21 protein-coding genes and 3 pseudogenes are annotated in these 22,618 nt (G+C 45.6%); 10 read left to right on the top strand and 14 right to left on the bottom strand.

The annotated features are described in order from the left end of the window. From AB1L17_RS14615 to AB1L17_RS14625, 3 genes and pseudogenes are all read left to right on the top strand, one after another. Positions 1-283 (top strand): annotated as a pseudogene (locus AB1L17_RS14615) (IS66 family transposase); the annotation flags it as partial. Between the two features lie 454 nt (positions 284-737). Beyond that, positions 738-1,766 (top strand): zinc-binding alcohol dehydrogenase family protein, encoded by a 1,029-nt coding sequence (locus tag AB1L17_RS14620; protein WP_412845689.1) that lies wholly within the window; start codon positions 738-740, stop codon positions 1,764-1,766. Between the two features lie 205 nt (positions 1,767-1,971). Continuing rightward, positions 1,972-2,210 (top strand): annotated as a pseudogene (locus AB1L17_RS14625) (IS256 family transposase); the annotation flags it as partial. A gap of 102 nt (positions 2,211-2,312) precedes the next feature. Here the strand turns inward: AB1L17_RS14625 and AB1L17_RS14630 are convergent. Then, positions 2,313-2,864, bottom strand: a complete 552-nt coding sequence (locus AB1L17_RS14630; protein WP_412845688.1) for a DJ-1/PfpI family protein — start codon at positions 2,862-2,864, stop codon at positions 2,313-2,315. 119 nt (positions 2,865-2,983) lie between these two features. Here AB1L17_RS14630 and AB1L17_RS14635 point away from each other — a divergent pair, with 119 nt between their 5' ends. The 4 genes and pseudogenes from AB1L17_RS14635 to AB1L17_RS14650 all read left to right on the top strand — a co-directional run bounded on the left by AB1L17_RS14635 (position 2,984) and on the right by AB1L17_RS14650 (position 5,909). After that, positions 2,984-3,604: a nitroreductase family protein gene (locus AB1L17_RS14635; protein ID WP_412845687.1), complete on the top strand. Its 621-nt coding sequence runs from the start codon at positions 2,984-2,986 to the stop codon at positions 3,602-3,604. A 164-nt stretch (positions 3,605-3,768) separates the two neighbouring features. After that, the gene (locus AB1L17_RS14640) at positions 3,769-4,014 is read left to right on the top strand and encodes a hypothetical protein (RefSeq protein WP_412845686.1); all 246 of its coding nucleotides are present in this window, start codon (positions 3,769-3,771) and stop codon (positions 4,012-4,014) included. 799 nt (positions 4,015-4,813) lie between these two features. Continuing rightward, positions 4,814-5,410 (top strand): annotated as a pseudogene (locus tag AB1L17_RS14645) (IS110 family transposase); the annotation flags it as partial. Between the two features lie 55 nt (positions 5,411-5,465). Beyond that, the gene (locus AB1L17_RS14650; RefSeq protein ID WP_412845685.1) at positions 5,466-5,909 is read left to right on the top strand and encodes a hypothetical protein; all 444 of its coding nucleotides are present in this window, start codon (positions 5,466-5,468) and stop codon (positions 5,907-5,909) included. Between the two features lie 1,009 nt (positions 5,910-6,918). Here AB1L17_RS14650 and AB1L17_RS14655 read toward each other — a convergent pair. The 10 genes from AB1L17_RS14655 to AB1L17_RS14700 form a co-directional block, all read right to left on the bottom strand. Then, the gene (locus AB1L17_RS14655) at positions 6,919-7,605 is read right to left on the bottom strand and encodes a DUF4241 domain-containing protein (RefSeq protein ID WP_412845684.1); all 687 of its coding nucleotides are present in this window, start codon (positions 7,603-7,605) and stop codon (positions 6,919-6,921) included. 68 nt (positions 7,606-7,673) lie between these two features. Further along, positions 7,674-8,381, bottom strand: a complete 708-nt coding sequence (gene deoD / locus AB1L17_RS14660) for a purine-nucleoside phosphorylase (protein WP_412845683.1) — start codon at positions 8,379-8,381, stop codon at positions 7,674-7,676. Positions 8,382-8,547: 166 nt separating this feature from the next. Continuing rightward, positions 8,548-9,444, bottom strand: a complete 897-nt coding sequence (locus AB1L17_RS14665) for a sugar phosphate isomerase/epimerase family protein (protein ID WP_412845682.1) — start codon at positions 9,442-9,444, stop codon at positions 8,548-8,550. A gap of 130 nt (positions 9,445-9,574) precedes the next feature. After that, complete coding sequence (locus tag AB1L17_RS14670; protein WP_412845681.1) at positions 9,575-10,357, bottom strand: glycosyltransferase family A protein; 783 nt, start codon at positions 10,355-10,357, stop codon at positions 9,575-9,577. Then, positions 10,296-11,171 (bottom strand): glycosyltransferase, encoded by an 876-nt coding sequence (locus AB1L17_RS14675; protein ID WP_412845680.1) that lies wholly within the window; start codon positions 11,169-11,171, stop codon positions 10,296-10,298. Before AB1L17_RS14675 ends, AB1L17_RS14670 begins: the two co-directional genes overlap by 62 nt. A 162-nt stretch (positions 11,172-11,333) precedes the next feature. Then, entirely contained in the window at positions 11,334-12,548 is a 1,215-nt protein-coding gene (locus AB1L17_RS14680) for a D-alanyl-D-alanine carboxypeptidase family protein (protein ID WP_412845679.1), read from the bottom strand. Between the two features lie 46 nt (positions 12,549-12,594). Further along, positions 12,595-13,410, bottom strand: coding sequence for a GTP pyrophosphokinase (locus AB1L17_RS14685; RefSeq protein WP_412845678.1), 816 nt, complete (start codon positions 13,408-13,410; stop codon positions 12,595-12,597). 13 nt (positions 13,411-13,423) lie between these two features. After that, positions 13,424-14,302 (bottom strand): M23 family metallopeptidase, encoded by an 879-nt coding sequence (locus tag AB1L17_RS14690; protein ID WP_412845677.1) that lies wholly within the window; start codon positions 14,300-14,302, stop codon positions 13,424-13,426. 104 nt (positions 14,303-14,406) lie between these two features. After that, positions 14,407-14,664 carry a hypothetical protein gene (locus AB1L17_RS14695; RefSeq protein ID WP_412845676.1) on the bottom strand — a complete coding sequence of 86 codons (258 nt, stop codon included), beginning with the start codon at positions 14,662-14,664 and terminating at the stop codon, positions 14,407-14,409. Positions 14,665-14,852: 188 nt separating this feature from the next. Further along, entirely contained in the window at positions 14,853-15,053 is a 201-nt protein-coding gene (locus AB1L17_RS14700) for an alpha/beta-type small acid-soluble spore protein (protein ID WP_106842000.1), read from the bottom strand. Positions 15,054-15,305: 252 nt separating this feature from the next. On the opposite strand from AB1L17_RS14700, the gene AB1L17_RS14705 reads away from it, so the two are divergent. After that, positions 15,306-16,184 carry a 5'-3' exonuclease gene (locus tag AB1L17_RS14705; protein WP_412845675.1) on the top strand — a complete coding sequence of 293 codons (879 nt, stop codon included), beginning with the start codon at positions 15,306-15,308 and terminating at the stop codon, positions 16,182-16,184. A gap of 61 nt (positions 16,185-16,245) precedes the next feature. Here AB1L17_RS14705 and AB1L17_RS14710 read toward each other — a convergent pair whose 3' ends face one another. From AB1L17_RS14710 to AB1L17_RS14720, 3 genes are all read right to left on the bottom strand, one after another. Beyond that, positions 16,246-16,545, bottom strand: a complete 300-nt coding sequence (locus tag AB1L17_RS14710) for a MarR family winged helix-turn-helix transcriptional regulator (protein WP_412845674.1) — start codon at positions 16,543-16,545, stop codon at positions 16,246-16,248. A 158-nt stretch (positions 16,546-16,703) separates the two neighbouring features. Beyond that, on the bottom strand, positions 16,704-18,422 hold the full coding sequence (locus tag AB1L17_RS14715) for a hypothetical protein (RefSeq protein ID WP_412845673.1): 1,719 nt from the start codon (positions 18,420-18,422) through the stop codon (positions 16,704-16,706). A 37-nt stretch (positions 18,423-18,459) separates the two neighbouring features. Beyond that, on the bottom strand, positions 18,460-19,761 hold the full coding sequence (locus tag AB1L17_RS14720; RefSeq protein ID WP_412845672.1) for an AAA family ATPase: 1,302 nt from the start codon (positions 19,759-19,761) through the stop codon (positions 18,460-18,462). Positions 19,762-19,975: 214 nt separating this feature from the next. Between AB1L17_RS14720 and AB1L17_RS14725 the strand changes: the two genes are divergently transcribed. Both AB1L17_RS14725 and AB1L17_RS14730 read left to right on the top strand, forming a co-directional pair. Further along, entirely contained in the window at positions 19,976-21,370 is a 1,395-nt protein-coding gene (locus AB1L17_RS14725; RefSeq protein ID WP_412845671.1) for a hypothetical protein, read from the top strand. Between the two features lie 113 nt (positions 21,371-21,483). Next, positions 21,484-22,536: a YkvI family membrane protein gene (locus AB1L17_RS14730; protein ID WP_412845670.1), complete on the top strand. Its 1,053-nt coding sequence runs from the start codon at positions 21,484-21,486 to the stop codon at positions 22,534-22,536. Positions 22,537-22,618: the final 82 nt, after the last annotated feature.

A 22,618-nucleotide genomic window follows, 5' to 3' on the forward strand; every position in this document is an offset into this window, starting at 1 on the left:
CTGGAGATTGACAACAACCGCAGCGAACGTGCAATTAAGCCATGTTATCGGCCGAAAAAACTGGCTATTTGCGAATACGCCTCGCGGTGCAAGGGCAAGTAGCATTATTTACAGTGTGATCGAGACAGCGAAAGAGAATGAACTGAATCCCTTCAAATACTTGATGTTCCTGTTTGAGCAGCTACCGCAGCTTCCCGATCCGAAAGATTCAGAAGCGCTGGACAGCTTGCTACTGTGGTCGCCATCGCTACCTATGACTTGTCGCGTATTTAAATCAGAATAAAACATAGAACAGCTCTCAACTTGAAGACAAGGTGGGGGCTGTTTGACACTTACGTTTTCTCCATGAAAAGAAAGGTCCGGGCTCTGATTATCTGGGCTGGGGCATGGGTCAAATTCAAGTTTTTGCTTTGATTCTCAGTGACTGCAGCATATAGCATAAAGGGGGTTTACTTCATATCGTGAAAAAGAATAAGGAAAACCGCGACAATATACCATGTGTACTTCCTACTCCCACATATAGCTATGAGTGAAATCCTGCGAATTCATGAGCCTGAGTGAGGATACTGAATCATTTCGAGGGAGCGCAATTAATTACTACCATATTAAATGGTTAGAAATAAGCATCTGATATTCCCTCTTCTCCGTATGGTTCCCCGCGCTGTTTGCGACGGCTAACAGTATTTTAAACATTACCTTACAAAGGGTATACTAGTAAGGAAAGGATGTGGTTTATTATGGCTACAATGAAGGCGATAGGACTAACCCGATACCTTCCAATTGAAAATCCAGAAAGCTTAGTAGAAGTAGTTGTGGAGAAACCAAGAGCGACGGGTCGTGACATTTTGGTCAAAGTTATCGCCATATCGGTCAATCCGGTTGACACTAAGGTACGTGCGCCTAAAGACAGAGTTGAAGAAGTGCCTAAGATTTTAGGTTGGGATGTTGCAGGAATTGTTGAAGAGGCAGGACCGGACTGCTCGTTGTTTCGTCCGGGGGATGAAGTTTTTTATGCGGGCAGCATTGCACGACAAGGCGGAAACAGTGAATACCATCTGGTTGATGAACGGATTGTAGGGCGCAAGCCAACTTCCTTGAATTTCGCGGAAGCGGCAGCTCTTCCTTTAACCTCTATCACAGCTTGGGAAGCATTATTTACCCGAATGTCGATTTCTCAGGATTCGGGCGCCAACGAAGAAAAATCCCTGCTGATCATCGGGGCAGCTGGGGGTGTAGGGTCCATTGCCATCCAGCTTGCAAAACAAGCGGGACTCATTGTAATCGGGACTGCTTCCCGCCCGGAAAGCGTCGATTGGGTTAAATCAATGGGCGCCGACTATACCATTAATCACCATGACCCGCTCCTTCCGCAGCTTGAAGCAATTGGGTTTTCAAGCGTTCCGTATATTTTGTGCCTGAATGCTTTGGAAAAACACTGGGCCGGCATCAGCGAAGCCGTTTCTCCCCAAGGAGTCGTTTGCGCAATTGATGATCCTACCTCTCCGCTCAACCTCAAATTGCTTAAGCAAAAAAGCGCCACCTTCGTGTGGGAGTTTATGTTTACGCGCTCGCTTTATGAAACGGATGATATGATCGAGCAACACTTACTGCTCAATCTGATATCTGATGCTGTGGATCATCAAAAATTGAAGACAACGCTCGCCGAAGTACTTGGACCGATCTCAGCAGAGCATCTTCGCCAAGCCCACAAGCTATTGGAGAGTAATAGGACGATTGGCAAGGTTGTTCTAGAGAATTTTGTTTAAACACCTGTTCTTGGAAAGCACACAATAGAATTCCCTTGCCCAATAAGCAGGTGATACGATTAATCGCAAGAAGAAATAAGTTAGAGCCGACTGCTGTTTGTAGTCGGCTTCAACGAGGCTTTTCGATGAGAATATGACTGTCCAAAACGCCTTTTTCGGTTCTCCCACGGCATCGCGATCCCCTCGACCACCCTTCATCTAGGAGGCAATCTATACCTCGAATCCCATCGAGCGAATGAACAAGGAATTCCGCAAGCGTCTAAAGCCAATGAACAGTTTGACGAACATCGACACCGCGGAAAAGATCGTGTATCTCGAAGCGATAGAGTACAACGAACGCTTCGCAAGCCGCGTCATTCGTGGGTTCGGAGATACGTTAGTCAAGATGAGACTGCTGAGCTGTTTGAGGAACGCTACGGCTCAAACGAACTGCCTCAGGAATAAAAATCCAGCTCCCGCGCCTTCGCTTGGGCTACGTCCACACACGTTAATAGAGTTAGAAGATTACGATATTCGAATTCCATCCTATGGAGCGCTATTCCACAACTATTTGAGCAGCTTAAGAAACTCTCGCATGAACCCCGGCAAATCAGGCCAAGCTTGACCCGAAACTAGATTGCGATGCGTATGAAGCGCTTGATCGATATAGGTGGCTCCGCATGCCGTCACATCCGGCTGGCAATTCGGATAAGCCGTATATTCCCTCCCATGCATCAATTCCGGAAGAACGGCCAGTACTTGCGCAGCATGGCAAATAGCGCCGACTGGCTTACCGGCTTCAAAAAAATGCCGGATAATATCCGGCAGCGCTATATTCATCCGAATATATTCGGGGGCGCGTCCTCCGGGAATGATCAGACCATCGTACTGCGAGGCATTCACATCGGCAAATGCCGTATGCGATTGTAAACGGTAGGCCGGCTTCTCCTCGAACGTCTCCATTCCTTCGATAAAGTCATGGCTAACGGTGAGCAGCTTCTTGACCGAAGGCGAAGCGATCGTCACTTCCAAGCCTTCTTCCAAGCACCGGTAATACGGGTAATAAATTTCGAGAGCTTCCACCGCGTCTCCCGATACGATCAACACTTTTTTGCTCATGCAAATCCCTCCATTTTTGGTTTCATTTTAGGATGCGTACAACTGTTGAAACCTATTCACGGAGGGGAACATAATAGCGGGACGAGCCGCCTAATTCAATCGAAAAGAGGGGAACCTGCATGCTGCAAGTTACAGCTCAGCCGTTGACCGTCAAGGAAGCGATCGAATCCCGCCACAGCATACGTAAATTCGTTCAGGAAGCGATCCCGAAACAAGATTTGCTGGAAATGATAAGATTGGCCGGGCTGGCGCCGAGCGCATGGAACCTTCAGCCTTGGCGGTTTCACATCGCCACGGATCCCGCGATGAAGGCGAAGCTGCAAGAAGCCGCATACGGCCAGCAGCAAGTTACTTCCGCCCCGGCGGTTGCCATGGTCGCCAGCGATATGGAGGATGTGCTGGAAAAGCTTGCGGATACCGTACATCCGGGACTGTCTGCGGAGAGAAAAGAAGAGGAAACGGCCAATTTGTCCGCTTACTTCGGGTCGATGAGCGTAGAAGAAAGAGGGCAATGGGGACTCGGGCAAACTTATATCGCGCTCGGATTTCTACTGCTTGCAGCTGAGGGGATGGGATATGCCACTGTCCCGATGCTTGGGTTCGACCCGAATAAAGTCAAGGAAATCTTGAATCTTCCTGAACACGTCAAGTTCGCAGCCATGGTGCCGATCGGGCGAAAAGCCGCCGAAGGATACGCCACCCATCGCCATCCTGTCGACCGAATCGCCATTTTCCATTAATCAGGATTCGAAAAAGTAAGCGCTCGGCAACAGACGCCCCTCAGGCGTCTGCTTATTTTTTAAAATGCCGTTAATCACAATAATGGAGCAAGCGGGCTCTTTCCCAATACAACCATGATCTGGGTATACTTTACGACTCACCACAGTCTCTATTGGGGGACGGATTGCACTTCTCATCCTTGATCCTGATGATATTTACAGGTATTAGCTATTGGAAATCAAAGGATGAGCAAGATGGGGTGCATGTTCTTCTTTATGGTGCTCTTGGAGTCGTTCATGTCATACTTGGGTCGATTGCAATTATGGTAGCTGGCTTAAAGATTGACTTTGGTCAATACTGGTGGGCGGTATTTCTTGGCATCATTTGTCTCATTATTTGGGGACAATCGAGAAAGACTCCTCAATTATAATGGATTCAGACATCATCGCTGCTATGAAGAAAGACTAAGCTCGGAAAACCAATATTTACATGTAGCCGGTAATGAAGTACACTAGTTCCATATAGTTATCCTAATTTCTTTTAGACCGGCTGGACATGTATCTCGCGTGATTTAATGATCGCTTTCGCTATCTCTTTGAGATAGGATAGTTTATCGATCACAGGTAACTTGAGCCCTTTGTGGCGACTAAAGCTTTCACTATTTTTTCTGGTGAAATTGCTCATGTTGCTGCAGAGGGCTTTTTTGCGTTCTCAAAAAGCGAGGTGAAATCGAGAAAGCGGGCGCAAATTTTTCATTTACGTCACCGAAAATTACCACAACCAAAGGGAGAGAATGATTATGTTCAAAATGGCGAGTGAGGTTTTAAAAGGTACTGTTAGTCAATTGGCAAAAGGTACAAGGAAAAGCAAGCTTGGAGAGAAGTCTGTTTTCCTAACTACAACGGAGGGACGGTAATGTCGTCTTTTGTGTAAATGGAGACGATCTTTCTATTGAAAGACAAATACCGGCGGCTGTTAAAAGAAAATAAACCATTAGACTGAAAAATAAAGTGTTAGACTCGGAAAATATAGTTGTAGACTGGGAAAATAAAGTATTAGACTGGCGATAGCACTGAGCTAACTGGCTGACCTCATAATACGAACGGGCAGCATTCCTATAATGAAGAATTTGAGGTTTGAGTAACAAAAAAGCTCCTTGGTATGATGGTCAAAGGTCCCAGTTGCCGGCAAGCGATCGGACCCTCAAACAAACCAAGGAGGCTATCGTAATGAATTATACTCAGAATCAGAAGATATCTCAAATCTCTTCTCACACACTAATTATTGGGGTAGACATCGCAAAATTTAAACACGTGGCTCGGGCACAGGACTATAGAGGAGTTGACCTAGGAAAGCCACTGACATTCGAGAATAGTAAAGAGGGATTCGATGGCTTTCTACAGTGATCTCAGCAAATTATGTTGAACAACGGATGTAGTGAATTCATTGTAGGTATGGAACCGACGGGTCAATACTGGCTAAATCTCGTCCATTACTTAAAAGACCACGATATCCCATGTGGAGTGGTCAATCCTCTCCATGTGAAGAAAAGCAAAGAACTAGACGACAATTCTCCAACAAAGAATGATGTGAAAGATGCAAAAGTCATCGCACAGTTAATCAAAGATGGGAGATACGCTGTACCTAATATTCCGCAAGGAGTATATGCCGAACTACGAGAGGCAATGAAGATTCGCGATCTCCTAACAACTGACTTACAGGCTGTACAGGGAAGAGTTCACAACTGGTTGGATCGGTACTTTCCTGAATTCCTTACGGTATTCAAAGACTGGGAAGGAAAATCTGCTCTCCATATTCTCCGATTAAATCTACTTAAGTTTGGAAAGGATGGATAGAAAGAGTGTAATTAGGAGTGATATCATGCACTATACAATAGCAACTATTCTTCAACCTATAGAAATTGAAAATATGGGTGAATATACGATTAAATATGATGATCTAAACTACTATTCAGTATGGTTTAAGCAGCTAATGTTATTAGAGAATATTACACTAAATGTTGCCAAAGAGTTCTGTAAAGCAAGGATTAATCGAGATGCTCAAATCGTTTTTGTGTTTAACACGTACTTCTTAAATATCAGGGGAGAGACCTGGTCAAAATACATGAACGAAAAGACATGGCACAGAAGATACCATTTCCCTTGGATTGGATTTTATCCGATACCTCAAAAAATAGAAAAGGGAACATTAGTTTATGAAAGTCTTATCAATGAATTTGTGGAGGAAGAAAAAAACAGACGGATTTCAGTTGTTTATAAATCTTATTTCGCACAAAAAAAGCGTGAAAAATTCAACAGAATTTAATGACGATAAAATAGTAGAAAAAGCACCAAATTTTCAGTACATGAAATGCTTGTTTTATGAACTGAATAAGAAAAAGCAAAAAAATGCAAGTCAGATTTTAGATAGTCGTGTCGTGAACATATATATGTCTATGCACAAACAAGTCCACCAGTGATCTCTTTATGGTGGACTTGTTTGTGTCATAAGACAGTTATAGCAGCATGTTTGTGTGCTAATTATTACGACACAAACATGCTACTGAACACAAAAATCAGTCCTAATTAGTAGTATGTTTGTGTCGTGAAATTACTTGAAAGTATGTTTGTGTCGCGGAATGGTAGTATGTTTGTGTCGCCAGACAAAAATTGATTATATCCACACATGCTCAATTTCTGTTCTTTTTATCAGTTTACATAATATATATTATCGGACTCAATGTGAAATACATAATTCCTAAGAGGGGTGCTCACCTTTTCTAACCAACTTTGTCACGAATTCGTATGTAATTGGATCCAATCAATGACGAATACAAATAAATAGCTTTTTAACCATCTATCTGTTCGGTACTCGATAACATAATTGCATCCAGCATAGCTTGCACTCATAAAAACTATAATGAAGAAGCTTCGTACACAACTGTTACTCAGTTTTACAGCGAACCATAACATGCAGCAACCAAATGTCTTTACTACGCGAATTACTTCTTTATAGCAATCAAAATTTACTATTATTAAAAATTTTAAAATAAAATGAAAATATCATATTTACATTTATTGTAAATTCATTTATATTATAATTAAGATCACTATAATTAAAATTGCTCGGAGGTCCCAAAATGACCAAAGTACTGCCAAAATCCAAAACCATCAAGCCTACTCCGAAAAAAAGATCATACGAAGATACCTTGAACAATCTGGCTCACTACCTCGAACGAAATAAGAAAAAATAACCAAAAAAAGAGTGCCTACGGTGGCACTCTGCTTTGGCGTGTATATGCCGTTCTTTCCTTCTCTCTTTCTCCCGCCTTCTTTTACTCAGCGGTTCCCATCCAATCCAACAAATAAAAGTCTGTCACCAAGCGTGCGATTTGTCCATCTGCATCATATCCAATGTAGCTCGCGTAGCTACCGTCTCCCCAGCCAGTTGAGAACATGGCAACATTACAGCCTTCGCCAATCTCTGTAAGGGCCCAACTCCGCGTGTGTTTATATGTTTGATCCATACCCTTCATCAACGTCTCATAGAATGTGTCGTCCTTCTCCATTTCTCCTTCCAAGAGCGCGCATGCTTCTGCGTCCATGAAAGAGCCTGTACCCGCGTCAACACCATAACCGAAGAACTCACCTGCTCCAAGCTGCGACACATCTGATTGCTCCCAAACAGCCATTTTCCAAGACACGACAGGTTTATCCGAGAAGGTGATCCTTGCCAATGCTACTCGTTCATCTAGCTCTTCTGTATTCTCAGCTTGCTTTTCCTTTGATAAGGGTTGAACTTGCGCGATAGCGAGCTGTACAAGAAAGCTCCCTTTTGGAAAAGTTTCCACAAATGGTTCGGTCTCGAACATGACAAATGGATCATTGGCCACGATTTTTCCCGTTTTCAGGTGAAGCTTGCCCACATCTTGGCAAAACAAGCGATATAGATAGCCTTCTTGCTCTTGTGTATACCCTTCGTCAAATGCCGTTTCAAAAAAAGCAGGGCAGTTTTGATTCATGATTCCATCCCCCTACATAAAATCCCACTGACGATAGTTTGCCAGTGGGATGTCGTCTACATGCTAATTTACTTGATCAGAGCTGCGTCCAGAGCCACTTCAATCATTTCGTTGAAGGTTGATTGACGCTCGTCAGCACTCGTTTCTTCACCGGTCAGGATGTGATCACTTACGGTGAGGATGGACAATGCATTGCGCTTGTATTTGGCAGCCAACGTGTACAGTGCAGAGGATTCCATTTCAACAGCAAGCACTTGATAGGATGCCAATTTTTTGTACAAGTCGAAGTTCTCGCGATAGAAGCTGTCGCTCGTAAAGATATTCCCCACTTTAACAGACAAATTGCGCTCTGTCGCTACTTGATACGCCTTGTGCAGCAAATCAAAGTTTGCAGTAGGAGCAAAATCAACCTGATTGAGCAGAAGACGATTCGTTTGGGAATCTGAAGATGCGCTCATGGCGATAATTACGTCGCGAACTTTGATGTCTTCCTGGATAGCGCCGCAAGTACCTACACGGATCAAGTTCTGAACACCATATGATTGCATGAGCTCATTGACGTAGATCGAGATAGAAGGAACTCCCATGCCCGTTCCTTGTACAGAAACGCGCTTACCTTTGTATGTACCTGTGAAGCCGAGCATGCCACGCACGTTGTTGTAGCACTCTGCTCCTTCGAGGAAAGTTTCAGCAATGTATTTAGCCCGTAGCGGATCGCCCGGCAGCAGGATGGTTTCAGCAATTTGACCTTGCTGTGCTCCAATATGAATACTCATAATCTGTTTGCTCCTTTATCAAGAAAAAATGACCTACTTGCCTATCGTACTACAAAAACCGAACAATGCAAAGTCAAGAGATTAAATGATTCCAGCACCTTACGATTGTACGACTTGTTTCTTGGTGTAATCGGACTCAAGCTGCAAAATATACTGCAAGTACTGTTTAGCACTGGCCTCCATTTGTTCGTCCGATGCCTGATTCGCACTGTGAAATTTGAAATGAGGACCTGTTCGCCAGACTAGACATAACAATATCTCTCGTCCAAATATATCCCTGCTGAACGAATTCTTTGCTTGGGTTGCTATGTGGTGTATGTTCAAATATAAAATGTATATCTTTGCATTGTGATAAGAAACGAATGATATGTGCTAACTTATATTGCTTTCCGTTATTTTCATGACTCGGATGTACTGGAATCCAAATATACTTACCGTCTTCGTAAGTAACGTTATGCACATGAACAATTTTGATGTATTCCTTCCACTTCTCTACATATTTTACTATTTCATCTCCTGTTGCAATTAGATAATCTCCAATGTCTATGCAGAGCTTCAAGGAATACCTTTCCCATATCTCTACAGGAAAAGAATCAAGATATTGTATGCCTTTCGCAGAACGTCCAATCCCTAATTTGGGTTCACATATAATGGGTATACCGTATTTATTTTGTATTCGGCACAACTCTTGCAAACCCGTTTCGATCATCTCGTTGACAGGTTCTGTTGTTTCACTTTTAAAATAAGGAAAATGTACCAAAATATATTGTGCACCTAGACGTGACAATAACTCGGCTTCTTTCTCCAATTCCTTTCGTGCGATCAAAGGTTCAAATGAAACTTTTTCTAGTAAGTCGTACTTACTTCCATTCCGTAGTAATGGTGAATGTACGCCAAAGGGTATTTGTTTTACTTTACACAGATCTAAGAAAGTACGGAAAGCCGTTTCATGAGGAAATTCTCCAATTTCGATTAAGTCAATATCCTCCCAAAATAATTCGTCAAATTGTTCTGGATTCGATAAGATTGTACTTCCGGATACACCGAATCTAGGTTTGCTCAAAATATTTCTCCCCCTCAACCCATTTTCCCCATTTTCGACATATTAACAAATAATTCCTTCCGTACGTCAGCTACGCAGGTTCTCTAACAAAAAAGCGATACCTACAGATGGCATCGCCGCAACATCAGTTCTATTTACTTGTGTGTGCCATCACATAATTGATTGCTTCCAAATGATCTCCGAGGGCAGTTTGATTCGCGTCGGTCTGAGTCTTTGGCCGTGGCGCACTTTTTCTCGAGAGCTTTGCTGATCCCCTAATGTGTGAAGGCACGACTCGCAATTGTTTTTGCATAGCAATTGCGTGCGCGACCGCAGGGACGACTAAATGTTGCACACCGATGATTGATGCCGCTTGTCGTGTCATGGCAAAAGGCAAATCGGCCATGGATGTGGCCCCTAGTTCAGGATGTTCAACCAAGCTATTGAGAAATGCCTTGGCTAGCAGCACTGTATTTTGTTCCAGGGAAGGATGCCTACGGGACTCTGTGTGCTTACGTAGTGCAATGTCTGCTCCCTGATAACAAGTTCTGACAATAGATTGCATATCTTCTGCTGCGACAATGTTATCAGCATCGAGAAACAGCCACACATCTCCTGACGCTTCCTTGGCTCCAATTGCTCTCCATACGTCATCGCCTAATGCAAACGGGTACACAAACGCAGTGAGTGGATAAGAGGAATAAGCGAGTATTTTTTTCAACGAATGATCCTTGCACCCATTTACAATGAGGACAATTTCCATCGGTCGAAGTTTCTCAATTTCTTTAAGTACTTTTTTGATCGTCTTTTCATGCTGTTGTACAGAGAGAATAACACTTAATCGGCTCAAGTTTTTGCCTTTTTCTTTGCCATTAATGTGATCTTCTCTGCGTTTTTTTGCGGGTTCTCGAATACTTCGTTTTGCGTTTTGCACCCCATCCACCCCCCTCCTTAACACGGGACTCCAGATGAATCACTGAGCGCAAATGCAGGACGTCTGTTACTTCCACAAGGGCGCGATGTCGTTTACCATCCTGATCGGCGCCTCTTTGCGTTGTACCGTTCGTTAGCAGTTGAATTGCCTTCGCATGCTCATGGTATATCGTACGGGTGTCTTTTGGAATGTTATCACTTGCACCTGTCGTTTGCTTTCGTGTAGCCAATGGGACTATCTTCGTCATCTTGAGTCCCAATGCTGACGCTTGGACCAGTGCGATTGCAGGATTAGAAAAGTTCTCAGATCCAATCGAATCAAGAGCGTTTCGGCTTAAGGCAAACGGGGTATTTTCAAAGGATGCAGAGCCCATACTTTTTTGGCCGAGAAGATGGTTCAATAAGCAATACGCGCTTCTAGGTGAACGTTCTCCTTTTTTTGAAACGAATGGTTTGGTGCATGTCGTGATGACTACATCTGAACCCTTTTTGACTTGCGTAACATATTTTTTCAAGTATAAAAGAGGCATTTCAAGGCGTTCATCCATAAAGAGTACAATATCTCCCCTCGCGTGAGCGGAGCCAATCGCCCTGGCCTCATTACAGTTTGTTTCTATCCCAATGGGTATGACTTGTGCTCCCAGGTCAAGGGACAGCATAGCCGCTCGGGAGCTTACTCCTTGGAATACGACGATTACTTCCGTGTCAGAAGCTATTTTTTTCACGAAAGATAGAAGCTTTTTCGTATTCCTGGCGTTGTCACTGATTGGGATGATGACGGACAATAACGGTCGATCATAGATTGGGCTGTCCATCTCACTCCCTCCTGACCAGAATAGAAGTTACTCCTATACAGTACGCTCGTTCTCCACGATTGGACACGGCATCTATCCTCACTACTCAACAAGAGATGACATGAAAAAAACAGGACGCGCATGTAGCCTCGTCCTGTTTTGCTTATCATTTTCATTTTTGATTTAGTAGAAGCGTCTCTGAAGACTGCGCTCACGGATGCGTTTATTCCTCCGAGCACGAGTAAACGTATACGTAATCAAGAAAAGGTTCATACCTAACCAGACGATTAATACGCTGTAGCGTGCAAATGGATGTGTGGCGTCGCTTCCTGTATCTCCAAACGCACTAGCAGGTGCGGGAGGTTCATGACGAAGTAACGGATAGGCTACAGTTAAGCTGCCAGCCTGGACGGACAGCTTTCCGTCCGCTGTGAGATCTACCAAAGGCTCCACGCCTTTCGGTACCGTTGCATACAGATCGTCTTTGGCTGTGAATTTCACAACCGCTTCATTGCCAGGAACAGCTACCTCTGAAAAAGCGTCCCCTTTTTTGGCGATTGGTTTGGTCTCAAAGCCTTGAAACCCGAAGTCCAACAGCTTTTTCACGTCCTTGTATGCATTCGCACTCGTGGAAGCCTTCATGGTGACTGCGATTAGCTCCATCTCTCCACGCTTGGCGGAGCCTACCAGCGTATGCATCGCCTGATCCGTAAAACCATTCTTAATCCCCGTGGCCCCTTCATAATCACGCAATAGCTTGTTGTGATTGACTAAGACCGTTTCCCACGTTTGCCCATGCCAAGGGAGTCGCTTGGTACCGACGATCTCCCTGAAAACAGGGTTCTTCATCGCATACTGCGAAATTTTGGCCATGTCAGCGGCAGTGGTGTAATGATTAGGATCATGCAAGCCATGCGGATTCGTAAAATTCGTCTCGGTAACACCTACTTTTTCTTTCAAAAAGGCGTTCAGATCTACTGCAAAACGCTCTGTCGTCTGGCTCATATGCTCAGCAATCGCTGTACCGGCGTCGTTACCGGAATTCATGAGCAGTCCGTACAGTAAATTGCGTAGGGAAATCCGTTCTCCCTCTTCCAAATAGACACGTGTTCCTTCTTCACGGCGTGCTTTTTTTGAGACGGTGACGGTATCAGCGAGATTGCCTTTTTCGATCGCGTAAATACCTGTCGCGATTTTTGTAATACTAGCAGGGTACAGCTTCTCATGAGGGTTCTTTTCAAACAAGACTTGTCCCGTTGTAGCATCAATCAGAATGGCTGATTGTCCAGTGAGAGTGTTCGGTTCCAGGCTTGATGACTCCTCGGCAAAAGCGGAAGGCATGCCGAGGTTGAACAAAACCATCACCACAACGAGTAGGTTCGTTAGCAAAAAGCGCATGTTAGTCTATATCCTTTCCTACTTTGTCGCGTTTTTTCAGGAGACGTTATTTCAACCGGATCCCCAACAAATCGTGAATCATTTTAAACTTCGGATTGTCCGCAAAAGCCTCTTCGAACCCACTGACGTGTTCTCTGTACAAGGCTGCGGCAGAATCCAAATCCTGCTTGACGTACAAGGAAAAAATTTCTTCCAATTTTTCTTCGAGTGTCGTATCAACCTCAGCTGGTGTGAGGATTTCTTGACGCAAATTGTTCATCAGCACATCGAGCTGGTGCGTGATCACAGACGCTTCATGAAGCTGCTCTAACACGTCTGACGGAATGTTGCCTGCATACTTGTAGCGCAGCTCATGTTCATTCGTCGCCCAGAAGTTCATTCCCAATGTGCGAATTTGGATCTCACAAAAGAGCGTTCTCTTTTCGCTACCATGGTAGACAGTATACGAGACGATCATGTGAATGCTTCTATAACCGGAATCCTTCGGAGCTGCGATATAGTCCTTCACATCGTGGATGACGATATCCTCCCGCTCCTGCAGCAGCTGCTGTACCTCGCGTACGTCGTCAACATAACGGCATACGACACGAAGACCAGCGATATCCTGCACCTCATTAGCCACGTCACTTTGCCAATTATCTCCCAAGAAGTCGATTCCCTTTTCGTTCGCCTTCTTCAATAAGCTGTCGACTTTTTTCACTCGTCCAACTACAAATTCAATCGGAGAATAACGGCCGCTTTTTAGAAACCCGTATTTGATTCCTTTTAATTTTAACTTTAACTCTTCAACTGCTTGTTCATACGGCGCCAAGAAATGAACCATGTTATTTAACACTTTGCTTGGCACATTTGTGACTCTCATAAGACACCTCCAATTACTTCCAGAGGAAAGGTGATGCATCAAAAAACGGCTGCGGATTTACATACGTATTTCCGACTAACATGCCGTAATGAAGGTGAGGACCTGTAGAAAATCCGGTGCTACCCATCTGTCCAATCACCTGTCCCTGTTTCACTTCTTGTCCTGTCTTGACATCTAGCTTGGACATGTGTGCATATATGGAAAAAATATTTAGCCCATGGTCGATAATAATGGTATTGCCTGTTAAGTATAAGGAGTCGGCCAGTACCACTTTACCATGATTGCTCGCCCAAATCGGCGTTCCTGTTTTGTTCGCAATATCAATCGCCGAGTGTCTGTTGGCTGGTACACCGTTCACGACCCGCTGATAGCCGAACGGAGTCGTCAGTTTTCCTACTGCCGGCTGTTTAAACGGCTCAGTAAAATACGGAATCGCTCTTGAGCTTGATCTGGCTGCATTGATCTTTTTTTGATCCGCGTTGATTCGATTCGTATCCTGTCGCATTTTATTGAGCTGTTTACTAACCGTGAGCTTGTCTACTTCAAATTTTTTAGGTGAAATCGTGACAGACACCGACAGCTTCTTGTCCGCTGACGTTACTTTATAGGTCCCGGGCTTGGTGTTAAATGGAATCGGGATAAACCGGGCATACTCATCTTGCGTCTGTTGCAAGTGATAGTTCTGTGAGAACACCGTTACGGTTTGTGGTTGTTTACTGCGTACAAATATAACGTCCCCAGGATATGTTTTGGCTGGTGTTACGCTGATCGCTGGTTGCTGTTGTTTAGCTGCTTGTGCGTAAACGCCTTCTAATGTCTGGCTGAATGTGCTTGTCCCTGAGACGAGTGTCAATGCTGTTACCAACATGAGACTAACCATTGATTTGAACATAGACATGCTCCCTCCCATTTTCTAGTATAACAAAACACACCCTGAAAGGAAAAAGAAAAAGAAGGCTATTGAGCTAGCCTTCTCCAATCATTCAACATGTTCTCTCATTGTTTCTTCGAATAATCGGACATCATGTCCATAATGGATTGCACGCCTGTGAGCATTTCACTTGCACGTTTTGTTTTTTGCGAGATGCCGTCAAAATCAAGCACCCCTCTTTTACGGTCGCTCCACCTTTTAAACAACTCTTCAGCCATATCAGGGTTGCTCCGAACCGCTCGAATCCGCATGGAATCTTCAAGGACCCACGCTTCAAATTCGGGATGCTTTTTTAACAGCTGTTTTACTTCTTTTTTCTTCATAGCCTTATCGTCGCTCCTTTCCACTGGACAAACGAAGATAGTTATCTGTTCGTTACACCATATGACTAGTCCGCGATTGTGCTTGTGTGTTTGCACCACACAGGAAAGAAAGGGCTTTATGAAAAAATAGAAAGGCCCCTGTTAAGGGACCTTTCTTCATCCAGCTATTTACTTGTCATCACTATGGCTTAGCGGCCTGCCATTTGTTGCTCAGCGAAGCTCACCAGACGCTTGGTAATTTCGCCACCAACAGAACCGTTTTGACGAGAAGTAGTGTCTGGTCCGAGATTTACACCGAATTCAGATGCAATCTCATACTTGAGTTGATCCAAAGCTTGGTTCGCTTGAGGAACTACCAGATTGTTGGTGCCACCTTGGTTGTTAGCCATGATTGATTCCTCCCGACGCGTTTTTTCTCCCGGGACGGTGTTGAACCGTCAGCGTTTCTTGCTCCTCGCTGTGAGACCGGAAGTTGATTTTCAAGAGGTTGTTGTTGACCTCTTGTGGTACTATCATCCCACCGTAATCAAAGTACATGCACGGTTTCGTACGATATTTCAGTTGTAAAATCTGACAAGGTTGTCCCGCTCCTTTATGCTATAATGGTGCGTATAGTTTGGTAGTGAGAGGGGCAAGGTTTTGTGAGTGATTCTGGAAAAGTACTGCTCATCGATGGCATGAGCTTTTTATTTCGCGCCTTTTATGGTTCTGCTTGGGGTGGAGCCTATCGCCAGACGTCAACAGGTGTATACACCAATGCGGTTTATGGATTTACGAAAATGATGCTCGATTACGCCGAGTTAACCCGACCTACTCATTTGGTAGTCGGTTGGGATGTCGCTTCCCGCGAGTCCTTGGTGCGCAGTCAATGGTATGACGGCTATAAATCAAATCGCCAAGCAGCGCCGGATGAGCTGATTCCGCAATTCGATCTGGTAAAGGAAGTCACGGATGCGTTTTCCGTTCCGAACTTGGGCTGTCCAGGCTATGAAGGTGACGATGTATTGGGTACGCTCTCTACTCGTCTATCCGAAGAAGGACACGAGGTCATCATTGCGACGGGTGATTACGATAGCTTGCAGCTCATTTCTGAGCGAGTCAGCGTGAAAATCCTGAAAAATGGTGGCAAGCACGAGCACTATAATCCAGCGAGCCTCCTGGCATTGCGTGGCATAACACCAGAACAGGTCGTTGACGTCAAAGCATTGATGGGAGACGCGTCGGACTGTATTCCAGGGTGCCCAGGTATTGGCGAGAAAACAGCGACAAAGCTGATTACCGAGCATGGTGATCTGGATAACCTATATGTAAATCTGACAAACTGTACACCTAAAATGCGCAGCAAGCTGGAAGAGCATCGCGATCAGGTGTACTTGAGTAAAAAGCTGGCTACGATTATCCGGGATGTTCCGGTGGAATATGCGCTGGAGGATGCCGTGTGGGAATACGATCGTCAAGTCGTTCAAAGCAAATTCGACGAGCTCGAATTCGGACGTACGATGGCAGCGAGAGTCGGCTAATTGGGGTCATGATCACCGGCTGAGAAGAAGCGGTCTATCCACTTTTTTTCAGCCGATTCCTTTATGCACTGCATAATCGCTCCGTCAGTGAAACCCATACGACTCGGCGATCCGTTTGGTCTCGGAATCTTCGTACCAAATTTTCCTCCTCCAGCCTACTAATTAAGCCTGAAGTTGTGCTGTTTGACAAATCAACAGCCTTGCTAATGTCCCCCATTGTTTTTGGTCCATTTCCAAGAATTTCGAGAATCAATACTTGTTGCCAATTGATTTCATTTGTCTCTAGCTCTTTTTGTGCAATATTTGAAAACAAGACATTGGCCCCCCGTATAAGCTTGGCCAGCTTGATCAGTTCCTTCATGGTGTCCTCCTTTTGCCATTTTCCTTGCCTAGCTACGCTCAGCATAAGCGAAACTATTAAAGAAAAAAGTGGGTAAGAGTTAAATTTTTTCTTAAGCTTCCCTAAAAAAATCCCGTCCCACGAGAGGAGACGAGATTTTTAAAGTAACATCGAATCACTTATTTGGCTGTTTGAAATACATCCAGGAGCAGTCCCGTGTTCTCTTCCCCATCCGCATCCCAGCTCGTCGCAAATTTGACACGGTGAGAAACGCCCAGCAAATCATACGCTTGTACGAGATGCTGCCTCGCAGAACCCACAATCAAGCTGTGTAAGCGAACTTGTTTATGCTGACCCAATGAGATGAGTTTTTCTTGGACATAAGGAGAAATGCCTCCAATTCCATCCGTTACCATGACAAAATCTGCTCCACGCCACGCTTGTTCCTTTTCAACCAGCTCAATGGCTCGTTTCATCGGGGCGTCAAAGTGAGTCCCACCACCAAACGCCATTTGCGCCAGGCCGTAAAAAGCAGGCCAATCTGGCTTTTTGTGATAGAGCGGTTGCTCTTTGATCTCGCCTTTTGCCCCGAACAAGAGGAGGATAAAATCACGCTTTTCCAGCATCGAGAGGGCAGCAAATGTCATGAGGAAGATTTGCGCAAGACGCAGCTTACTTCCCCGCATCGAATGGGATGAGTCCAGCATGCAGATCACCGGACCTTTTGGCGGTTCTTCTACCCATCCCGAAGTATCGTAGGTCATGAGCTTTTGCTCCAGCCATTTGAGCATGAAGTAATTCTCGAAGTCCGGATCAGCAAGAAGCACTGCTTCACCAGGCAGCATGTGTGCAATATCGCCCGATTGCCGCAAATCATAGTATTCCTCAGGAAAATGTCTGGAGCGAATTTCTTTACGCTTTACACGAAAGCGATGGACTTGCCTGCCTACCTCATTTAGAAAAGCGACCAGGTCAGGATGGCGCTTTAATTTCTCAATCCATTTCAAATACTGCTCAAAGTTTTGCCTGCGCAGCTTGCCTAGCTCATGTCCCCAGCTTCGGTTGGCAAAACGCTGACTGGCCGTAAATACCTCTTCAACAAAAAGAGTATCGAGTTCTTCAGTGGATAACGTCGCCTTTAGCGATTGCTCCAGCCATTGTCCCAGCTCTTTTTCAAAAGCGGCGATCGCTTCCTTCTCTTGCTTTTGCAGTCGATCTAGCTGCTTTTCCCTCTGAGCCAGGTCACTCTCCAGTTTTTTCACCTTTTGCAGAAGCTTGGTCCGCTTCGTGAACTGTACTTTCATTTCTTCTTGCAGCTCAGTAATGCGATTTTGCAAAGACAATACCTCTGCCCGCACTAAAGGCTTGGTGTCTATGGCCTCTTGCTTGTCTTCCACGACCCGCTTCCCCTGTTGAAGCGTATAACCAACTAACTCGAGTTTTGCCTTTTGTTTTTCTGTCAGCAGCTCGGAAAGCTGTGCTTGTTGACTTCCTTCTTTGCCTTGCTGGTCTTTTAAGCCAGTTAAGAGCGGAGAAAGCCGTTGATCCTTCTCCCGCTGCTTCACTTCCTCGGAAAACGTCTCTGTCAGCCACAGCAAGGCCTTGATTGCGGTTTTGAACGACGCGCTTTCCTGCCCGACTGTCCGAGGATGAATCATGCGTGTAAAATACTGCTTCATGAGCGTGCGAATCATCCAATGATGAAAAGGAGTAGATTCTTCCGTCAGATCGATCTCCGGCTTTTCCAAATAAAAGACGAGGAAAAAATCGGCTAAAAGCTCCAAATCAAACCATGCTGCTCGTGCCCGCGCCTCATGAACCCATTCCTGAGCGGTGCGCGAAGAGGCGAGGTACGTTTCAAATACATAGCGATCAACACCGCTAGCGCGAATGATCATACGAACTACCCCCTACAATGATCATACGAACTACCCCCTACAACGTAAAATCATAATCCGCCCCGGGGATTTCCTTGTCAAAAATCGTCCGATATGTGCGCTGTAGCTGCTGCAAAATCCGTTCGCCTTCAATTCGCAGGTACGAATATTTGACCGCGTATTTTTCTACATGGGGAATCAAGCGGTTTTTTTCCAGGACATAGTTATGCAGATCGTGCTCCCGCTTCTCCCACTGAATGAGACGATTGCGCAAGTCACGTGCAGTCTCTTCCACCTCGTCGCGACTCTCCTCCAACAACCGGACATTGCGCTCCATCGCTTCCTTGCCCAGCTTTGCGCCCACTTCTTTTTTAAACTGGAACGCATGCAGCTCCGATTCTTTTTCCTTCCATTTATCCGCAATTTGTCCGAAGCGTTGGAGTGGTAGTTCGTTCTCCATCTCACTCTTGAGTATCTCGGTAAATTGTTGTTCAAACGCTTCCTGCATAACGGTCAAGTCCTCTGGAACATCCCACAGCATATGCGGGGTAAAAACGGTATCCCAGATCGTGACCTCTTCCCGTCCATGCAAGGCAGCAGAGGTCCGCCATACATGCGCGATTTTGCTCCAGCGACGGTCGGATAGCACATACTCTTTTGCTTCCAGATCTTGTTTTAGACGGTACAAGAAATAAATGATGGTTTCCGGAATGACCACCTGCTTCGCCGCTGCTTGTATATCCTTCACATCGTACAAGGAAAAAACGACGGGAAGGGGCGTGGTTGGCAAGGAAAACATGCGCTCGTAGCTTGCAGCATGCTTCAAATAATGAACCTCATAGCGAAACAGGAAGCGGTCATAGAGCGCTGTCAATTGATCATCATCATCCGGAAGTTCATTCGAGGCAGCGATTAAGAACTGCAACGGAACCTCTTCTTTTTCTCTGCCGTTGAAATAAATTCGCTCGTTCAATATGGAAAGCAGCGCATTGAGAATCGCGCTGTTCGCTTTGAAAATTTCGTCCAAAAACGCAAACTGAGCGTTGGGCAAATAGCCTGCTGTTTTTCGTACATATTGATCCAGCTTCAATTGTTGGAGTGAGACTGGACCGAATATCTCGTCTGGTGTCGTAAAGCGGGTAAGTAAATACTCGAACCAATGCTCCGATCCAAATAGCTGAGACACAGACCTTGCCAGCTGGGACTTGGCTGTTCCCGGTGGGCCGATTAACAAGGCATTCTCCCCGCTCATGATGCCGAGCATTAAAAGGCGAATCAATTCACTTCGTTCCAGGAAACGGCGCTCCAAAAGCTCAATTGCCTGGTCCATTTTACGTTGGATGGGTGTAGTCGGATTCATCGTAGTTGGCGCACGACGTTATTGCTCGGGACGTCGGTATGCCGTTCCCCCTCTCTTGCTTGGAACCAAAGTATTCGTCTTGCTTCGTTCATGCTATTAATAGTGGCATATCATGGACAAAAATGCCAGTTTGTACGTTCACCCATGGCCTATTTTTCGCATATGTTGTGACATCAGAGTACGTAATCGAAGTAAAGAAAAAGGAGGGTACGATGTGGGTATCGAGTTGCTGTGGATACATGGTGTGTACGTCTTGTTCGTGATCGGCATTATTCTCATGATGGTATTACGTAAAGATACCAGTCTGATCAGCATCGTGGGCATCGCGATTCTTGGTTTCGTAGCGACAGGGTCTGTGACTACGGCTGTCGGCGGAATATTCGGCAGCTTCATCTATGCGATTACGGAGCTGTTGCCGACCATCCTTGTCATCTGCATCATCGTTGCGATGAGTCATGTTTTGACAGATACGGGCGTGAATGAAACGATGATTCGCCCGATGACCCATTTGGTTCGAAATCCCACATTGGCTTATTGGGTCATCGGGATTGTCATGATGGTCATTTCCTGGTTTTTCTGGCCTTCTCCAGCTGTCGCGTTGATCGGGGCTGTCATGCTGCCTGTGGCATTGCGAGCTGGTCTGCCTGCGATGGGTGTCGCTGTTTCCATGAACTTGTTCGGGCACGGGATTGCGCTATCCGGCGATTATATCATCCAAGGAGCTCCAACATTAACGGCCAAAGCGGCGGGTATTCCTGTCACAGATGTGATTTCTGCCAGTGTCCCTCTTGTCATTATTATGGGCGTAGTGACTACCGCCATTGCTTTCTGGTATTTGAAAAAGGACATGAAGCTCGGTATGCTCGCCACACCCAAAGAGACAGTCGTACCGGATGCTGTTTTTACATCGGCACGAGTTCCTTTGTCGGATGGAGTACGTCGTACGTTGGCTGGCCTTGTACCGATCTTATTTATCCTCGATGTTGTGGCCATGTTTGCTTTTGATTTACACGGTGGTGATGCGACGGCGTTAGTAGGGGGAACTGCCTTACTCATTCTGATCATCGCAACGATGCTCGCTCACAAGCAAACGGGTCTTGAGCAAGTCACCGCTCATCTCATCCAAGGTTTTCAGTTCGGCTTCAAAGTGTTTGGTCCTGTTATCCCAATTGCCGCATTCTTTTACATGGGTGACAGCGGGTTTCTCAAAGTATTTGGCGAGGTGCTGCCACAGGGTTCACACGGAATCGTGAATGACCTGGGTGTTGCACTCGCACAGACGATTCCCATTAGCAAGGAAGTAGCCGCTCTCACGGTATCTGCCGTTGGTGTCATTACTGGGCTGGATGGGTCAGGATTCTCCGGTATTACATTAGCTGGCTCCTTGGCTCAACTGTTTGCCACCGCATTGGGAGCTGGTGCGGCTACGTTAACAGCGCTCGGACAAATTGCCGCAATCTGGGTCGGCGGTGGAACGATTATTCCGTGGGCATTGATTCCCGCTGCCGCGATTTGTGGAGTGGACCCATTCGAGCTCGCGAGACGTAATCTGTATCCCGTGGCGATCGGACTTTTGGTGACGACAATTGTGGCGATGTTCCTTTTGTAAGAAGAAGCGAATGGTCTCGTGCCATTCGCTTTTGTTCATTGGTAAGGATGTAGACAAGTTTTTTCATTCTGTTTTTCTCCGAGACTCATACACTTGTACTAGCAGCTATTTGGATGGGAAAGGAACAAACCAGTATGAAGTTGTGGGGAAAAAGTATCCAGGTCGCAGCCACGTACATTGGAACGGTCGTAGGTGCCGGATTCGCGAGTGGTCAAGAAATTCTCGCATTTTTCACTGCCTACGGACATGCAGGAACGATTGGCATCCTGCTCGCCACATCTCTTTTTGTTTGGCTGGGCTACAAGATGATGTTGATTGCTCACCATTTGCGCACACCCTCGTATGAGTCCTTTAATCAAAAACTGTTCGGGCCGATGATCGGTCGCACCATGAATATTTTGGTCTTTCTCACTCTTTTTGGCGTTACGACTGTCATGCTGGCAGGAGCTGGCTCGGTCTTGGAGGAGCAGTTTGACATTCCGTATTTGGTCGGGACCACAGCGACCGTATTGTTCGCCCTCTTCATCCTGCGAAAAGGATTGGAGCAGTTACTTGTTGTCAATGCTGTCGTCGTACCTTCCATGTTTTTGTTCGCGTTGCTCATATTGCTGGATGGCACTGCCGAATCACCCATGCCACTCTCACCACCATCCGATTACTCGTTCCTATGGAAAGCGATCTTGTACGTGTCATTTAATCTGGCCATGGCGCAATCTGTTCTCATCCCAATCGGATACGCAATCCGCGAAAAGGTTATTTTGTTCCGTGCTGCTGTCATTGGCGGTGTCGTCCTTGGCTTCATGCTTCTCGTCGTACACACGGCCATGCTTGCTAACTGGGACGATGTCCGTCTCATGAATATCCCGATTCTTTTTGTAACGGATCAATGGAACGATTGGCTCCAGCTGTTCTTTGTTTTCGTCCTCTATTCCGAAATTTTTACCACGCTGATTTCTAATGTGTTCGGGATTGGTCAGCAGCTTCGTGAATTATTGAACGTTCCGGAAACGCGGCTTTACTTGTATTTATTTTCAGCCGCTTTCGTACTGTGCCTGATTGGGTATAGTCAGTTGCTTATGTTTTTGTATCCGTTGTTCGGGTACTTGGGATTGTCTACGCTCTGTCGGATATCGGTTCCCGGGACCATTCCTCGGCATAGATTTTAAAGTGTGATCTGGGATCGTTCGGGTTTAAGCGTGAGACTTACGATAACCAAAAGTATTACCCCCGAGATTTTTTTAACAAAGC

Source organism: Brevibacillus jepli, from assembly GCF_047229145.1.
Classification (GTDB): domain Bacteria; phylum Bacillota; class Bacilli; order Brevibacillales; family Brevibacillaceae; genus Brevibacillus.

Excerpts from the sequence above, each read along its gene's own strand:
- AB1L17_RS14620 (WP_412845689.1), top strand. The coding sequence starts at position 738 with ATGGCTACAATGAAGGCGATAGGACTAACCCGATACCTTCCAATTGAA.
- AB1L17_RS14630 (WP_412845688.1), bottom strand. The coding sequence starts at position 2,864 with ATGAGCAAAAAAGTGTTGATCGTATCGGGAGACGCGGTGGAAGCTCTC.
- AB1L17_RS14635 (WP_412845687.1), top strand. The coding sequence starts at position 2,984 with ATGCTGCAAGTTACAGCTCAGCCGTTGACCGTCAAGGAAGCGATCGAA.
- AB1L17_RS14650 (WP_412845685.1), top strand. The coding sequence starts at position 5,466 with ATGCACTATACAATAGCAACTATTCTTCAACCTATAGAAATTGAAAAT.
- AB1L17_RS14655 (WP_412845684.1), bottom strand. The coding sequence starts at position 7,605 with ATGAATCAAAACTGCCCTGCTTTTTTTGAAACGGCATTTGACGAAGGG.
- deoD (WP_412845683.1), bottom strand. The coding sequence starts at position 8,381 with ATGAGTATTCATATTGGAGCACAGCAAGGTCAAATTGCTGAAACCATC.
- AB1L17_RS14675 (WP_412845680.1), bottom strand. The coding sequence starts at position 11,171 with ATGGACAGCCCAATCTATGATCGACCGTTATTGTCCGTCATCATCCCA.
- AB1L17_RS14680 (WP_412845679.1), bottom strand. The coding sequence starts at position 12,548 with ATGCGCTTTTTGCTAACGAACCTACTCGTTGTGGTGATGGTTTTGTTC.
- AB1L17_RS14685 (WP_412845678.1), bottom strand. The coding sequence starts at position 13,410 with ATGAGAGTCACAAATGTGCCAAGCAAAGTGTTAAATAACATGGTTCAT.
- AB1L17_RS14690 (WP_412845677.1), bottom strand. The coding sequence starts at position 14,302 with ATGTTCAAATCAATGGTTAGTCTCATGTTGGTAACAGCATTGACACTC.
- AB1L17_RS14695 (WP_412845676.1), bottom strand. The coding sequence starts at position 14,664 with ATGAAGAAAAAAGAAGTAAAACAGCTGTTAAAAAAGCATCCCGAATTT.
- AB1L17_RS14700 (WP_106842000.1), bottom strand. The coding sequence starts at position 15,053 with ATGGCTAACAACCAAGGTGGCACCAACAATCTGGTAGTTCCTCAAGCG.
- AB1L17_RS14710 (WP_412845674.1), bottom strand. The coding sequence starts at position 16,545 with ATGAAGGAACTGATCAAGCTGGCCAAGCTTATACGGGGGGCCAATGTC.
- AB1L17_RS14715 (WP_412845673.1), bottom strand. The coding sequence starts at position 18,422 with ATGATCATTCGCGCTAGCGGTGTTGATCGCTATGTATTTGAAACGTAC.
- AB1L17_RS14720 (WP_412845672.1), bottom strand. The coding sequence starts at position 19,761 with ATGAATCCGACTACACCCATCCAACGTAAAATGGACCAGGCAATTGAG.
- AB1L17_RS14730 (WP_412845670.1), top strand. The coding sequence starts at position 21,484 with ATGGGAAAGGAACAAACCAGTATGAAGTTGTGGGGAAAAAGTATCCAG.